Source organism: Enterobacter cloacae complex sp. 370H10, assembly GCF_050031535.1.
GTDB classification, from domain to species: Bacteria; Pseudomonadota; Gammaproteobacteria; order Enterobacterales; family Enterobacteriaceae; genus Enterobacter; species Enterobacter intestinihominis.
In genome coordinates, this window is the sequence record NZ_JBLGWG010000001.1 from 1,002,800 (window position 1) to 1,018,009 (window position 15,210).

The following is a 15,210-nucleotide window of genomic DNA, read 5'->3' on the forward strand; positions in this document are numbered from 1 at the left end:
TTATGACCCATCACTTGAAATCGCGTGACATTATCGCGCTGGGCTTTATGACATTTGCGCTGTTCGTTGGCGCAGGTAACATCATTTTTCCTCCAATGGTTGGCTTACAGGCGGGTGAACACGTCTGGACGGCTGCGTTTGGCTTCCTGCTTACTGCCGTGGGCCTGCCGGTACTGACCGTTATCGCGCTGGCGAAAGTCGGTGGCGGTGTGGACAGCCTCAGCACCCCGATTGGCAAAGTGGCTGGCGTTCTGCTGGCAACCGTCTGCTATCTGGCCGTTGGCCCGCTGTTCGCAACCCCGCGTACGGCGACCGTCTCCTTTGAAGTGGGTATTGCCCCGCTGACCGGTGACGGCGCGATGCCGCTGTTTATTTACAGCCTCATTTACTTCGCCATCGTGATTCTGGTTTCTCTCTATCCGGGCAAACTGCTGGATACTGTGGGTAACTTCCTGGCACCGCTGAAAATTGTGGCGCTGATTGTGCTGGCGGTTGCGGCCATCGTCTGGCCTGCGGGGCCCATCAGCTCCGCGATGGACGCCTACCAGAACGCGGCGTTCTCAAACGGTTTCGTGAACGGCTATCTGACGATGGATACGCTTGGCGCGATGGTGTTTGGTATCGTTATCGTTAACGCCGCGCGTTCCCGCGGGGTGACCGAAGCGCGTCTGCTGACTCGCTACACCATCTGGGCTGGCCTGATGGCCGGTGTCGGCCTGACGCTGCTGTATCTGGCGCTGTTCCGCCTGGGTTCAGATAGCGCAACGCTGGTCGATCAGAGCGCAAACGGCGCGGCGATCCTGCATGCTTACGTGCAGCACACCTTTGGTGGTGCAGGCAGCATGCTGCTGGCGGCGCTGATTTTCCTGGCCTGTCTGGTGACGGCGGTGGGTCTGACCTGCGCCTGCGCGGAGTTCTTCGCTCAGTATCTGCCGCTTTCTTACCGCACGCTGGTGTTTATCCTCGGCATCTTCTCCATGGCGGTGTCAAACCTCGGTCTGAGCCACCTGATTCAGGTCTCAATTCCGGTGCTGACGGCGATCTATCCGCCATGTATCGTGCTGGTAGTGCTGAGCTTCACCCGTTCGTGGTGGCATAACTCCACGCGAATTATTGCGCCAGCCATGTTTATCAGCCTGATTTTTGGTATCCTTGACGGGATCAAAGCATCAGCATTTGCAGAAATCCTGCCAGCCTGGACACAGCGTCTGCCGCTGTCCGAGCAGGGCCTGGCCTGGCTGATGCCTTCCGTTGTAGCGCTGGTTCTGGCGATTATCTGGGACCGTGCGGCAGGGCGTCAGGTGACATCCAACGCCCATTAATCAACGGCAACAAATTGTTTAACCACGGGGCTTAAGGCCCCGTGGTTTTTTGTTTTTTTCGTGTTGAATGGCAAGATTTTAATGGAAAGCACTAACAAACTTAAACGTGGATTGAGCACCCGCCACATCCGCTTTATGGCGCTGGGCTCGGCTATCGGTACCGGTCTTTTTTATGGCTCGGCAGATGCCATCAAAATGGCCGGTCCAAGCGTTCTGCTGGCCTACATCATCGGCGGCGTGGCGGCGTATATCATCATGCGCGCCCTTGGCGAAATGTCGGTTCACAACCCCTCTGCCAGTTCCTTCTCCCGCTACGCGCAGGAAAATTTAGGCCCGCTGGCCGGGTTTATCACCGGCTGGACCTACTGCTTCGAAATCCTGATTGTTGCCATTGCCGATGTGACGGCGTTTGGTATCTATATGGGGGTCTGGTTCCCCGCCGTGCCGCACTGGATCTGGGTGCTGAGCGTGGTGCTGATTATCTGCGCCGTTAACCTGATGAGCGTGAAGGTGTTTGGCGAGCTGGAGTTCTGGTTCTCCTTCTTCAAGGTCGCGACCATTATCATCATGATCCTCGCCGGTTTCGGCATTATCATCTGGGGTATCGGCAACGGTGGACAGCCAACCGGCATTCACAACCTGTGGAGCAACGGCGGCTTCTTTAGCAACGGCTGGCTCGGGATGGTCATGTCGCTGCAGATGGTCATGTTCGCCTATGGCGGAATCGAGATTATCGGCATCACCGCCGGGGAAGCGAAAGATCCGGAGAAGTCTATTCCGCGCGCCATCAACTCGGTGCCGATGCGCATCCTGGTGTTCTACGTGGGCACGCTGTTTGTGATTATGTCCATCTACCCGTGGAACCAGGTGGGCACCAACGGCAGCCCGTTTGTCCTGACTTTCCAGCACATGGGCATTGCGTTTGCCGCCAGCATTCTCAACTTTGTGGTGCTGACAGCCTCGCTGTCGGCCATCAACAGTGACGTGTTCGGCGTGGGCCGTATGCTGCACGGCATGGCGGAGCAGGGCAGTGCGCCGAAGGTGTTTGCCAAAACGTCGCGTCGCGGTACCCCGTGGGTAACGGTGCTGGTCATGACCGTGGCGCTGCTGTTCTCGGTCTACCTGAACTACATTATGCCGGAGAACGTCTTCCTGGTGATTGCGTCGCTGGCGACCTTTGCGACGGTGTGGGTGTGGATCATGATCCTGCTGTCGCAGATTGCGTTCCGTCGCCGCCTGTCGCCAGAAGAGGCCAAAGCGCTGAAGTTTAAAGTGCCGGGCGGTGTTGCGACGACCGTCGTTGGCCTCATCTTCCTGGTGTTTATCATCGGCCTGATTGGTTATCACCCGGATACCCGTATTTCCCTGTACGTGGGCTTCGCGTGGATCGTCCTGCTGCTGGTGGGCTGGATGTTTAAATGTCGCCGCGATCGTCAGCTGGCGGAAGCACAGTAACATTCTTTTCCCCTCTCCCCGTGGGAGAGGGTTCCCCACAAATTAATGCGAGCACTGAGCAATCCCCTCGCCCCTCCGGGGAGAGGGTTAGGGTGAGGGGAACATACGGCGGTGGTGGTCATTCCGTTCACTTTATGTTCCTTGCTACTCTGTAACGACATGACCGGTGAACGTGCCAGGGTGGCTCAGTCGCCACCACCCTGGCGACCCGGGCTCCCGGCGGTAAATCGCCGCTTCGCGGTGCCCTCGGCTTATTCCTTCCGGCTTATCGGGTACGGGCGGAGGCAACGTCCCTGTAAAGCCGCCCTCTCGGCGCATCCCTGCGCCTCGCCCCGGCCGGAAGGCAAACGCCTCAGCGATTTACAGCCGGACCAGGGCATCGCTGACAGCCCTCAGTCATTTAGAAAGCAACTTTATTGCTTCTGCATAAAAAAATTACTGGGGATCCCTCAGCCCCGTGAGAGAGGGTTAGGGTGAGGGCATCAGGCCGCACTGATGCCTCCTCCCCCGTCCTCCTCCCCCAATAAATCCCATCATGGTGAGCTATCCTTAACAACCCTGTGGCAAGGTGACGTCAATTTCATCAAAGGGGATTCGTGATGTTAAACGCCTGGCACCTTCCGGTTGCCCCATTTGTTAAGCAAAACAAAGACAACCTTGTGATTACGCTCTGGCTGGCAGGGGAAAATCAGCCTGAACGTGTGACCCTGCGCGCCGAAGTGGATAACGAAGAGACATCGCTGAAAATGCACAAGGTGCGCAGCCAGCCTCAGCCGGGTATTACGGCGTGGCGGGCGAATATCGATTTGCGCAGCGGACAGCCGCGTCGCCGCTACGGCTTCAAGCTGCTGTGGAACAACCGCCAGCTGTGGTTTACCCCGCAGGGCTTCAGCCGTTTCCCTCCGGCCAGGCTGGAGCAGTTTGCCGTGGATCACCCGGATAACGGCCCGCAGTGGGTTAACGATCAGGTCTTTTACCAGATTTTCCCGGACCGCTTTGCGCGCAGTGAAAAGCGCACCGCCGACCAGGACAAGGTTTATTACCATCATGCGGTCGGTCACGACATCATTCTGAAAAAATGGGACGAGCCGCTGACCGCCCAGGCGGGGGGATCGACCTTTTACGGCGGCGATCTCGACGGTATCAGCGAAAAACTGCCGTACCTGAAAAAGCTCGGCGTGACGGCGCTGTACCTGAACCCGGTGTTTAAAGCGCCAAGCGTTCACAAATACGATACGCAGGACTACCGCCACGTTGACGAGCAGTTTGGCGGTGACGAGGCGCTGCTGCGGCTGCGCCACAACACGCAAAAAGAGGGTATGCGCCTGATCCTTGATGGCGTGTTCAATCACAGCGGTGATTCTCATGCGTGGTTCGACCGTCACAATCAGTCGATGGGCGGCGCATGCCATAATCCGGACTCCCCCCAGCGTGACTGGTACAGTTTTGACGAGAATGGCCGCGCCCTGGACTGGCTGGGCTACCCGAGTCTGCCGAAGCTCGATTTCCAGTCGTCAACGCTTGTGAATGAAATCTACGGCGGCGAAGACAGCATCGTGCGCCACTGGCTGAAAGCGCCGTGGAATATGGACGGCTGGCGGCTGGACGTGGTGCATATGCTGGGTGAAGCAGGCGGGGCGCGGAATAACCTTCAGCATGTCGCCGCCATTACCCGGTCGGCAAAAGCGGCCCGGTCGGAAGCATTCGTCTTCGGGGAGCACTTTGGCGACGCGCGTCAGTGGTTGCAGGCAGATGCAGAAGACGCGTCGATGAATTATCGCGGCTTCACCTTCCCGCTGTGGGGCTTCCTCGCTAACACCGATATCTCTTACGATCCGCAGAATATTGACGCTGAAACCTGCATGGCGTGGATGGAGAACTATCGCGCTGGCCTGTCTCATCAGCAGCAGCTTCGGATGTTTAACCAGCTCGACAGCCACGATACCGCGCGCTTTAAATCGCTGCTGGGTAAAGATGTGGCGCGTCTGCCGCTGGCGGTGACCTGGCTTTTCACCTGGCCGGGCGTGCCGTGCATCTATTACGGAGATGAAGTGGGGCTGGACGGTAACAACGATCCGTTCTGCCGCAAAACCTTCCCATGGGAGCCTGAAAAGCAGGATCAGGATCTGTTCAGCCTGTACCAGCGTATGGCGACACTACGCAAGCAGAGCCAGGCCCTGCGCTACGGGGGCTGTCAGGTGATGTACGCCCAAGATAATGTGGTGGTGTTTGTCCGCGTCTACAACCAGCAGCGCGTGCTGGTGGCGATCAACCGGGGTGAGGCGTGTGAAGTGGTGCTGGAAGATTCACCGCTGCTGGCCGGTAAAACGTGGAAGAGCAAAGAGGGGAAAGCGACGTTACAGGAGAACGTGCTCACGCTGCCGGCGATCTCCGCTACGGTCTGGTTCGGCAGCTAAGCGCAGGCAGCATGGTTTTCACCTTTTAGATGGCGCAAATGCAACTATTTGTGTCAATCTTAACGGATCTTTTACGGTGAAGGTGGAAACATGGACGAGCTTTACATCCTTGGCTGTTTGTTCCTGGTTTTTGCGCTGGTCGTGGCCCCCGTGCTTGCGGTGATAGGCTTTAATCGAAGCACGGCGGCGCGGCAGGAGATCGCCCGGCTTCGCCAGCGCATTGAGGCGCTTGAGCAGCACGGTGTAGCTGAGAAAGCGCCGGAGCCGGTGCAGACCGCCGCGCCAGTGGAGACACCAGCGCTGGTGCCAGAGGCCGTTAACGCACCTGTCGATCCCTGGCGTCCCGAACCGCCCGTCACTGAAGCAGAACCTGCGCCTGTCCCGGCGGCAAAACGGCCTTCCGCCTTTGGCGGCATCCTGTCCTCGCTGACGCGCTGGTTTATGCAGGGCAATCCGCTGGCAAAACTGGGGATTGTACTGCTCTTCCTCGGCCTCTCTTTCCTGCTGCGCTATACCGTTGAACATTCACTGTTTCCGCTTGAGCTGCGTCTTGCCGCCACGGCGCTGTTTGCCATGGTTCTGCTGGCCGTTGGATGGCGGCTGCGGCACAGGCAGCGGATCTACGCGCTGATCCTCCAGGGCGGGGCGACCGGCGTGCTTTACCTGACCGTCTTTGGCGCATTCCGGCTGTGGCAGATGCTGCCGATGACGCTGGCGTTTGCGCTGCTGGTGGTGATTTGCGCGGCGAGCGTCGGGCTGGCCGTGCTGCAAAAGGCGCTGAGCCTTGCCATGCTGGCGAGCCTGGGCGGATATCTTGCGCCGCTGCTCCTGTCTACCGGGGGCGGTAGCTTTGTGGCGCTGTTCTCCTTCTATCTTCTGCTCTCCATCGGCATTCTCGTCATCAGCATCTGGCAGCACTGGCGCGAGCTCAACCTGCTCGGGCTGCTCTTCACGTTTGGCGTTGGCGGAGTGTGGGGGCTGAGCGACTACCAGCCTGAAAACTATGTTATCTGTCAGCTGTTCCTGATTGCCAATACGCTTATTTTTGGCGTGTTTAGCGTAGCGCTGTCGCTGCGGGCGCAGGAAAAAGGCAAACAGATTATTGACGGCGTACTGCTGTTTGCCCCGCCGCTGATTGGTTTTGGGATGCAGTACGGCATGACGTCGCACTGGACGTACGGCCCGGCGCTCAGCGCGCTGGGCTATGGTGCGTTTTATCTCTCCCTGGCGTTTCTCGCACTGCGACGCTATCCGTCTGTCGGGCGGCCACTGATTATGGCGGCGCTGGCGATCGGCGGCGGGTTTGCCACGCTTGCCATTCCGCTGGCGCTTTCAGCGCGCTGGACGGCGATGGCCTGGGCGCTGGAAGGGCTGGGTATTCTCTGGCTGGGCGTGCAACAGCAGCAGCGGCGCATGAGCTATAGCGGGACGGCGCTGCTGGTGCTGGCGCTCGGCAGCGCGATATGGGCGCAGATGGACGGCGTCACCTCCCTGAGCCTGCTGCTTATTTTCGCAGTGCTCAGTCTTTGCTGGCTGGCTGCGGCCTGGCTGTGGCAGAAAATCGTGCTGTCGGGCAGTTGGGCGCTGCTGGTCGGTGGGCTGCTGTTCTGGTTAGTGGCGCAACTGGGTGCGTCGCAACTGATCCTCAAGACAGAATTATCGGTTCTTGCGGGCGTGCTGGCGCTGACGGCGGTGTCGGCCTGGGGATGGCGGCAGGCTGCCGCTCGTATGGCATGGCGGGAGCTGGATGCCAGCAAATGGCTGCTGTGGCCGGTGATGCTGCTGATGGTGCTTTATCAGGTCTGGCAACAGCAGATCATGGCAGCCGGCTGGGCAAATCTGGCCTGGGCTATTGCGCTGCCTGCCGCCCTGATGATGCTGCGGCGCGACGAAGATAAACTTCTTCCGCGCATCGCAATGGGGCTGCATCTGTCGCTGTTGTGGATGATTTTACTCGCCATGGCCGCCGAGCTTTACTGGTTTGCCCGCTCCCTGCCATGGGGCATGGCGGCCTGGGGAAGCGGCATTGCGATGGCTGTCGGCGGTGGGGTGATTATGGCACTCTCCGCGGCCGTACGGCGTCGCGGGTGGCCGTTCCGGGTATGGCCTGCGCTCTACGCCTGCCTTGCCGTGATCCCTGTGGTTGTGGCGCTGGTGGTATTGCTGGTCGTGACTAATTTCCAGGACGGGGTAGTCTATCGACAGACCTGGCTGCCGCTGGTGAACCCGCTTGAGGAAGGGGCGGCGTTCGCGCTGCTGGGGCTGGTGGTGTTTTATCGGGCAGTGGATCGCCACTATCCGGCATCGCTTGCTCAGTCCCGACCGTGGCCCGCCGTTGTGCTGATGGCGCTTGGCTTCTGGTGGCTAAACGGCGCGCTGCTGCGCGCGCTGGCGTGGTACGGCGAGGTGGCCTGGAATATGGAGTCGCTGTGGCATTCGCGGCTTATCCAGACCACCTTTGCCCTGTTCTGGATGTTCTGCGCGCTGGTGGTCATGATCCGCGCCACCCGTCAGGCCTCCCGTCAGCAGTGGCTTGCCGGTGCGGTGCTGCTGGGGGTGGTCATGCTCAAACTGATGCTGGTGGACAGCGCGGGCGGTGGCGGCCTGGCGCGTGCTGTCGCGTTTATTGGCGTGGCGATCCTGGTCCTGATTGTGGGCTATTTCTCGCCGCTACCGCCTAAAGCAGGAGAAGAAAAATGAAATGGATGAATGCGGTTGTTTGTGCGGCACTGCTAGCCGTGGCCGGTCCGGCATTCAGCGAGGGCGCGCCGGTGGAATCCCCGCGGGATTATGCCTATGGCCTGTCCCTTGATACCTCTGCCTCTTCGCCGTGGTATCGGGTCATGCTGCCGCTGGCGGTTTATCAGCAGAGCACATCGCCCGATCTGCGCGACGTGCGCGTGTTTAATCAGTCGGGCGAGCCGGTACCGTTCAGCCTGGTTACCACGACGCGTCCGCAGCCGGCACCGACCACCACGGCGCTGCGCCTCTTTGCGCTTAACGCCTCGCCGGGTGGGGAAGAGGGTAGCGGTGATAAAATTATGTTACGTGCCAGAAACGGCGTGGAGATTGTGCTGGAAGGGCAACACGCGGCGGTTGCCGGACAGCATTATCTGCTGACCCTGCCGGAAAACGCGACGGAGGTTCCGCTCTCTCAGCTCCAGCTTTTCTGGGACACGCCGCAGGGCTCGTGGCAGGGGACGGCATCGGTCTATTACAGCGAGGATCTGAAAAACTGGTATACCCTGCGCGAAGAGATGCCCCTGCTGGACGTGATGAGTGGACAGGATCGCCTGAAGCTCGACCGCATCGATACCGATCTGGTGTTATCTCCTGAGGCGAATCGCTATCTGCTGCTGGTGCTGAACACGGGGCGTTCAGCCCTGACGTTAACCGGCGTCAACGCGATTAACGCTCCTGCGCAGCCGGAATCAGAGCACATTAGCCTGGCGGGAGAGGGGGAGCGGCTATCCGATAGCGAAGCCGTGTGGCGCTGGACGCATCCGCAGCCTCTGAGTGCGATCGCCTTCATGCTGAATGGCGACGGCGTTCTCCCGGCAGAAATAGCCTGGCGGGGGGCGGACAAGGATCGGTGGCATACGCTGAAAAAAGAGGTGATCTACCAGCTCGGCGGCAAAACGTCTGAACCTGTTCCGCTCCCGGGCGGGCTGGTCGAGGTGGTAAAAATCAAGACCTACAATGCCCGTTTGCCAGAGAACCTGCCGGGCGTGATCGGGCAACGCGTGCGCTATGATCTGGTGTTCAACGCGCAGGGGAAGGGGCCGTATCTGCTTGCGTGGGGGAACGGGGCTGCGAAACCGGCAAGCGTGGAGACGGATATGCTGATCCCGACCGAACTGCGTAAAACCTACGCTCTGGCAGCCCTGCCGATGGCGGATACGCTGGAACCTGTCCCGCTGGGCGGCGAGGCGCGTTTAACCGCGACGTCTGCGGCTGAGCAGGAAAGCAGAATGAAAACGCTGATGGTCTGGGGCGTACTGATCGTCGGGGTGATGGTGCTTGCGGGTATGGCATGGCGCATCTGGCGCGAGGTAAAAAAAGACGGCGCAGCATAAGCCATAAAAAAACCCGCGTAGTCGCGGGTTTTTTTCGTAAACCGTGCCGATTACAGGCTGGATACGTTCTCAGACAGGTATTTAGCTACGCCGTCTGGGGAAGCCGCCATACCTTCTTTACCTTTTTCCCACTGAGCCGGGCACACTTCACCGTGCTCTTCGTGGAACTGGAGCGCGTCAACCATGCGCAGCATTTCGTCGATGTTACGACCCAGCGGCAGATCGTTCACAACCTGGTGACGAACGATGCCGTTCGCGTCGATCAGGAAAGAACCACGCAGCGCAACGCCAGCGTCCGGATGTTCGATACCGTAAGCCTGCTGGATTTCGCGTTTGATGTCCGCAACCATCGCGTATTTCACCGCACCGATGCCGCCGTTTTCGACAGGGGTGTTACGCCATGCGTTGTGTACAAATTCAGAGTCGAAGGAGACGCCAACCACTTCCACGCCACGCTTCTGGAATTCTTCGTAACGTTTGTCGAACGCGATCAGCTCAGACGGGCAAACGAAAGTGAAGTCCATTGGCCAGAAGAACAGAACGGTCGCTTTACCGTTGGTGTGCTGTTTGAAGTTGAAGTTTTCAACGATTTCACCGTTGCCCAGAACGGCGGCAGCTGTAAAATCCGGAGCCGGACGAGTTACCAGAACCATATGATTCTCCTGTAGATACTAAGGTTATTTGGAACGCAACGCGGGCCAGTATAGAGGCAGCGCGGGAATAAGACAAAGAGGTGGTAACAATCGTTCCACCAGCTTTTACCTATCAATCGAACCGGCATCACAGTTCTTTATTTTTCGCCTGCGCCATCATGCGCGGGTAGAACTGCCAGAAGCGCGTTTCCAGCGCGTCATAATGTTTGTCCAGGTCGTGCCAGGAGTCGCGCAGCGCGTCCAGACGCGGTCGACGGCTGGCCATGCCGTTGAGCACGTTCTGAATGAAATCCATCTCGCGGTAACGCTCCAGCCAGCGTTCAGACCACAGATAGTTATTCAGATTCACAAAGCGCGGTGGGGAGTCCGGCAAAATGATCGACACCTGCGCGTGGGCGTAGCGCACAAACTCAGGCAGCGACATATCAGGCGACAGCTGGGACCAGTGGCGCGACAGGAAATGATCCCACATGACGTCGAGCGTGATCGGCGCCACGCGTCGCGTTTCGGGGCGGAACCAGGCTTTGGCTTCCGTCACTTCCGGCAGGTTATCGGTCAGCACGTCGATGCGGCGGTGCATAAAAATCCCGTCGATAACCTCGGGGGAATAATCTTCCGCGGGGTTGCCGCGTACGAAATCGGCCAGCAAATTGCCGGAGAGGGAGCTGTCCGCGAGGTGAGCGAGATGCAGGTGAGCGAGAAAATTCATGCGTTTTATTTGTCCGGTGGCGGCTAGTTGTTGCAGCAAAAGGGTGTGAGCACTAGACTATGCCGCCTGTTTTTAAGTCACGAGTATACGTCATGCGCGTCGCCGATTTCTCCTTTGAACTACCTGAATCCCTGATTGCTCACTACCCCATGCCTGAGCGTAGCAGCTGTCGCTTGCTGTCACTGGACGGGCCAACGGGCGCGCTGACGCACGGTACTTTCACCGATCTGCTCGACAAGCTCAACCCTGGCGATCTGCTGGTCTTTAACAATACCCGCGTGATCCCAGCGCGTCTGTTTGGCCGTAAAGCCAGCGGCGGCAAGATTGAGGTGCTGGTCGAACGTATGCTCGATGATAAACGTATTCTGGCACATATTCGCGCATCCAAAGCGCCGAAGCCGGGCGCTGAACTGCTGCTGGGTGATGACGAGAGCATCAAAGCGACCATGACCGCGCGTCACGACGCGCTGTTCGAGGTGGAGTTCAACGACGAGCGCACAGTGCTTGATATCCTCAACGCCATCGGCCACATGCCGCTGCCGCCGTACATTGAACGCCCGGATGAAGAAGCCGACCGCGAGCTGTATCAGACCGTCTACAGCCAGAAGCCTGGCGCAGTGGCGGCGCCAACGGCGGGCCTGCACTTTGATGAACCGCTGCTGGAAAAGTTGCGCGCCAAGGGTATTGAGATGGCCTTCGTGACGCTGCACGTCGGCGCGGGGACGTTCCAGCCGGTGCGCGTGGACAGCATCGAAGACCACATCATGCACTCTGAGTATGCCGAAGTGCCGCAGGAGGTGGTTGATGCGGTGCTGGCGGCGAAAGCGCGCGGTAGCCGCGTCGTGGCCGTCGGTACAACGTCGGTACGTTCCCTTGAGAGCGCTGCGCAGGCCGCGAAAAAAGAGCTGATTGAGCCCTTCTTTGGCGATACGCAGATCTTTATCTACCCGGGCTATCAGTACAAAGTCATTGATGCGCTGGTGACCAACTTCCATCTGCCTGAATCGACGCTGATTATGCTGGTCTCCGCGTTTGCGGGGTATCAGCATACGATGAACGCCTACAAGTCTGCGGTAGAACAAAAATATCGCTTTTTTAGCTACGGTGACGCGATGTTTATCACGTACAATCCGCAGGCTTTGAATGAGCGTGTCGGGGAATAAGTCCGCGGCACCGTGTTACAACGTTGGACTGTTTTTCTGACGTCGGAGAAAAAATGAAATTTGAACTCGATACCACCGATGGCCGCGCGCGTCGCGGTCGCCTGGTGTTTGATCGCGGCGTGGTAGAAACCCCCGCGTTTATGCCTGTGGGCACGTACGGCACCGTAAAAGGAATGACGCCGGAAGAAGTTGAAGCCACTGGCGCACAGATTATTCTCGGCAACACCTTCCACCTGTGGCTGCGTCCAGGCCAGGAGATCATGAAGCTCCACGGTGACCTGCACGACTTCATGCAGTGGAAAGGCCCCATCCTCACCGACTCCGGCGGTTTCCAGGTCTTCAGCCTGGGCGATATCCGTAAGATCACCGAGCAGGGCGTACACTTCCGTAACCCGATCAACGGCGATCCAATCTTCCTCGATCCGGAAAAGTCTATGGAGATTCAGTACGATCTCGGCTCCGATATCGTGATGATCTTCGACGAATGTACGCCATACCCGGCGGACTGGGACTATGCCAAACGTTCCATGGAGATGTCCCTGCGTTGGGCGAAGCGTAGCCGCGACCGTTTTGACTCCCTGCAAAACAAAAATGCGCTGTTCGGCATTATCCAGGGCAGCGTTTACGAAGATTTACGCGATATCTCGGTTAAAGGTCTGGTAGAGATAGGCTTTGATGGCTACGCTGTCGGCGGTTTGGCTGTGGGTGAGCCGAAGGAAGATATGCACCGTATTCTGGAGCATGTCTGCCCGCAAATCCCGGCGGATAAACCACGATACCTGATGGGTGTGGGTAAACCAGAAGATCTGGTGGAAGGCGTACGTCGCGGCATTGATATGTTCGACTGCGTTATGCCAACCCGAAACGCACGTAACGGTCATCTGTTCGTTACCGATGGCGTGGTGAAAATCCGTAACGCGAAGCATAAGAGTGACACCAGCCCGCTCGATTCCGAGTGCGATTGCTATACCTGTCGCAATTATTCTCGCGCGTATCTGCATCATCTCGATCGTTGCAACGAGATTTTGGGGGCGCGTCTCAATACCATTCATAATCTTCGTTATTATCAGCGCTTAATGGCTGGTTTACGTAAGGCTATCGAAGAGGGTAAATTAGAGAGCTTCGTGACCGATTTCTACCAACGTCAGGGGCGGGATGTTCCACCGTTGAACGTTGATTAATTTTAATAATGAGGGAATTTGAATGAGCTTTTTTATTTCTGATGCGGTAGCAGCAACGGGTGCACCAGCGCAGGGCAGCCCGATGTCTCTGATTCTGATGCTGGTTGTGTTCGGTCTGATCTTCTACTTCATGATCCTGCGTCCACAGCAGAAGCGTACTAAAGAGCACAAAAACCTGATGAACTCCATCGCGAAGGGCGATGAAGTCCTGACCAATGGTGGCCTGGTGGGTCGCGTAACCAAAGTAGCGGAAAACGGCTACATTGCTATCGCCCTGAACGACACCACTGAAGTGGTTATCAAACGTGACTTCGTAGCTGCCGTTCTGCCGAAAGGCACCATGAAGGCGCTGTAATCCCAACTTTTCCCAAAGGGAACTGCCGTGTTAAACCGTTATCCTTTGTGGAAGTACATCATGCTGGTCGTCGTGATTATCGTCGGCCTGCTGTACGCGCTTCCCAACCTGTATGGTGAGGATCCGGCCGTTCAAATCACTGGCGCGCGCGGTGTCGCCGCCAGTGAGCAAACGCTGATCCAGGTCCAGAAAACGTTACAAGAAGAAAAAATTACCGCTAAGTCTGTGGCACTGGAAGAGGGCGCAATTCTTGCTCGCTTCGACACCACCGACACGCAGCTCCGCGCACGTGAAGCGCTGATGGGCGTGCTGGGTGATAAATATGTCGTGGCGCTTAACCTTGCTCCTGCAACCCCACGCTGGCTGGCTGCGCTGAACGCAGAGCCAATGAAACTGGGTCTTGACCTGCGTGGCGGCGTTCACTTCCTGATGGAAGTGGATATGGATACCGCGCTCGGCAAGCTACAGGAACAGAATATCGACAGCCTGCGCAGCGATCTGCGCGATAAAGGCATTCCGTACACCACCGTACGTAAAGAAGATAACTACGGCATGAGCATCACGTTCCGCGACAGCGCGGCACGCGATCAGGCTGTGACCTATCTGTCTCAACGTCACCGCGATCTGGTGATCACCTCTCAGGGCAGCAACCAGCTGCGTGCGGTAATGACCGACGCGCGTCTGAGTGAAGCACGTGAGTACGCCGTTCAGCAGAACATTAACATTCTGCGTAACCGTGTAAACCAGCTGGGCGTGGCTGAGCCACTGGTACAGCGTCAGGGTGCTGACCGTATCGTGGTCGAACTGCCAGGTATCCAGGATACCGCCCGTGCGAAAGAGATTCTGGGCGCGACGGCGACTCTGGAGTTCCGTCTGGTTAACGCCAACGTTGACCAGGCTGCTGCGGCTTCAGGCCGTGTGCCGGGCGATTCCGAAGTGAAACAGACCCGCGAAGGCCAGCCGGTTGTGCTGTACAAACGCGTGATCCTGACCGGTGACCATATCACCGACTCCACTTCAAGCCAGGATGAGTACAACCAGCCGCAGGTTAACATCTCGCTGGACAGCGCAGGTGGCAACATCATGTCTAACTTCACCAAGGACAACATCGGCAAGCCGATGGCGACCCTGTTCGTGGAGTACAAAGACAGCGGTAAGAAAGACGCCAATGGCCGTGCCGTGCTGGTGAAAGAGGAAGAGGTGATTAACATCGCCAACATCCAGTCTCGTCTGGGTAACAGCTTCCGTATTACCGGTATCAGCAACCCGAACGAAGCGCGTCAGCTCTCTCTGCTGCTGCGTGCCGGTGCGCTGATTGCGCCAATTCAGATTGTTGAAGAGCGTACCATCGGTCCAACCCTGGGTATGCAGAACATCAAGCAGGGTCTGGAAGCGTGTCTGGCCGGTCTGGCGGTGTCCATCATCTTCATGATCTTCTTCTATAAGAAGTTCGGCCTGATTGCGACCTCCGCGCTGATTGCCAACCTGGTGCTGATCATCGGTATCATGTCCCTGCTGCCGGGGGCGACGCTAACCATGCCGGGTATCGCGGGTATCGTTCTAACCCTTGCGGTGGCGGTCGACGCCAACGTACTGATAAACGAACGTATTAAAGAAGAGCTGAGCAACGGTCGTTCTGTACAGCAGGCGATTGAAGAAGGCTACAAAGGGGCGTTCAGCTCCATCTTCGATGCGAACGTAACAACACTGATTAAGGTTCTTATCCTGTATGCAGTGGGTACTGGCGCGATCAAAGGCTTTGCGATTACTACCGGTATCGGTGTCGCAACGTCGATGTTTACCGCTATTGTCGGCACCCGTGCCATCGTGAACCTGCTGTACGGCGGCAAGCGCGTCAAAAAGCTGTCTATCTGAGGAG

Annotated in this window: 11 protein-coding genes; 9 read left to right on the top strand and 2 right to left on the bottom strand. The window is 57.9% G+C overall.

What is annotated here, in order from left to right; genetic code table 11:
- Positions 1–2 precede the first annotated feature (2 nt).
- From brnQ to ACQG2Q_RS04750, 5 genes are all read left to right on the top strand, one after another.
- A complete protein-coding gene (brnQ, locus tag ACQG2Q_RS04730; protein WP_038415468.1) occupies positions 3–1,322 on the top strand; it encodes a branched-chain amino acid transporter carrier protein BrnQ in 1,320 nt (439 codons plus the stop codon).
- Positions 1,323–1,403: 81 nt separating this feature from the next.
- Entirely contained in the window at positions 1,404–2,777 is a 1,374-nt protein-coding gene (gene proY, locus ACQG2Q_RS04735) for a proline-specific permease ProY (protein WP_023299434.1), read from the top strand.
- A 599-nt stretch (positions 2,778–3,376) separates the two neighbouring features.
- The gene (gene malZ / locus ACQG2Q_RS04740; RefSeq protein ID WP_045622332.1) at positions 3,377–5,194 is read left to right on the top strand and encodes a maltodextrin glucosidase; all 1,818 of its coding nucleotides are present in this window, start codon (positions 3,377–3,379) and stop codon (positions 5,192–5,194) included.
- Positions 5,195–5,284: 90 nt separating this feature from the next.
- On the top strand, positions 5,285–7,894 hold the full coding sequence (locus ACQG2Q_RS04745; RefSeq protein ID WP_063849480.1) for a DUF2339 domain-containing protein: 2,610 nt from the start codon (positions 5,285–5,287) through the stop codon (positions 7,892–7,894).
- Positions 7,891–9,270: a DUF3999 domain-containing protein gene (locus ACQG2Q_RS04750; protein ID WP_063849481.1), complete on the top strand. Its 1,380-nt coding sequence runs from the start codon at positions 7,891–7,893 to the stop codon at positions 9,268–9,270. The genes ACQG2Q_RS04745 and ACQG2Q_RS04750 overlap by 4 nt, the downstream gene beginning before the upstream one ends.
- A gap of 50 nt (positions 9,271–9,320) precedes the next feature.
- On the opposite strand, the gene ACQG2Q_RS04755 is transcribed toward ACQG2Q_RS04750, so the two are convergent.
- Positions 9,321–9,923 (bottom strand): peroxiredoxin C, encoded by a 603-nt coding sequence (locus ACQG2Q_RS04755; RefSeq protein WP_003859113.1) that lies wholly within the window; start codon positions 9,921–9,923, stop codon positions 9,321–9,323.
- Positions 9,924–10,050: 127 nt separating this feature from the next.
- Positions 10,051–10,632 carry an ACP phosphodiesterase gene (acpH, locus tag ACQG2Q_RS04760; RefSeq protein WP_022647220.1) on the bottom strand — a complete coding sequence of 194 codons (582 nt, stop codon included), beginning with the start codon at positions 10,630–10,632 and terminating at the stop codon, positions 10,051–10,053.
- 92 nt (positions 10,633–10,724) lie between these two features.
- Between acpH and queA the strand changes: the two genes are divergently transcribed.
- Genes queA through secD form a run of 4 tightly spaced genes read left to right on the top strand, consistent with a single transcriptional unit; the run spans position 10,725 to position 15,206 of the window.
- Positions 10,725–11,795 (top strand): tRNA preQ1(34) S-adenosylmethionine ribosyltransferase-isomerase QueA, encoded by a 1,071-nt coding sequence (gene queA, locus ACQG2Q_RS04765; protein WP_022647221.1) that lies wholly within the window; start codon positions 10,725–10,727, stop codon positions 11,793–11,795.
- A 53-nt stretch (positions 11,796–11,848) separates the two neighbouring features.
- Positions 11,849–12,976, top strand: coding sequence for a tRNA guanosine(34) transglycosylase Tgt (gene tgt, locus ACQG2Q_RS04770; protein ID WP_003859110.1), 1,128 nt, complete (start codon positions 11,849–11,851; stop codon positions 12,974–12,976).
- A gap of 22 nt (positions 12,977–12,998) precedes the next feature.
- Entirely contained in the window at positions 12,999–13,331 is a 333-nt protein-coding gene (gene yajC / locus ACQG2Q_RS04775; protein ID WP_003859109.1) for a preprotein translocase subunit YajC, read from the top strand.
- Positions 13,332–13,358: 27 nt separating this feature from the next.
- Complete coding sequence (secD, locus tag ACQG2Q_RS04780; protein WP_032621613.1) at positions 13,359–15,206, top strand: protein translocase subunit SecD; 1,848 nt, start codon at positions 13,359–13,361, stop codon at positions 15,204–15,206.
- Positions 15,207–15,210 lie beyond the last annotated feature (4 nt).

Bases quoted from the DNA above. Each gene is read 5' to 3' on its own strand.
- brnQ (WP_038415468.1), top strand. From the start codon at position 3: ATGACCCATCACTTGAAATCGCGTGACATTATCGCGCTGGGCTTTATG.
- proY (WP_023299434.1), top strand. From the start codon at position 1,404: ATGGAAAGCACTAACAAACTTAAACGTGGATTGAGCACCCGCCACATC.
- malZ (WP_045622332.1), top strand. From the start codon at position 3,377: ATGTTAAACGCCTGGCACCTTCCGGTTGCCCCATTTGTTAAGCAAAAC.
- ACQG2Q_RS04745 (WP_063849480.1), top strand. From the start codon at position 5,285: ATGGACGAGCTTTACATCCTTGGCTGTTTGTTCCTGGTTTTTGCGCTG.
- ACQG2Q_RS04750 (WP_063849481.1), top strand. From the start codon at position 7,891: ATGAAATGGATGAATGCGGTTGTTTGTGCGGCACTGCTAGCCGTGGCC.
- ACQG2Q_RS04755 (WP_003859113.1), bottom strand. From the start codon at position 9,923: ATGGTTCTGGTAACTCGTCCGGCTCCGGATTTTACAGCTGCCGCCGTT.
- acpH (WP_022647220.1), bottom strand. From the start codon at position 10,632: ATGAATTTTCTCGCTCACCTGCATCTCGCTCACCTCGCGGACAGCTCC.
- queA (WP_022647221.1), top strand. From the start codon at position 10,725: ATGCGCGTCGCCGATTTCTCCTTTGAACTACCTGAATCCCTGATTGCT.
- tgt (WP_003859110.1), top strand. From the start codon at position 11,849: ATGAAATTTGAACTCGATACCACCGATGGCCGCGCGCGTCGCGGTCGC.
- yajC (WP_003859109.1), top strand. From the start codon at position 12,999: ATGAGCTTTTTTATTTCTGATGCGGTAGCAGCAACGGGTGCACCAGCG.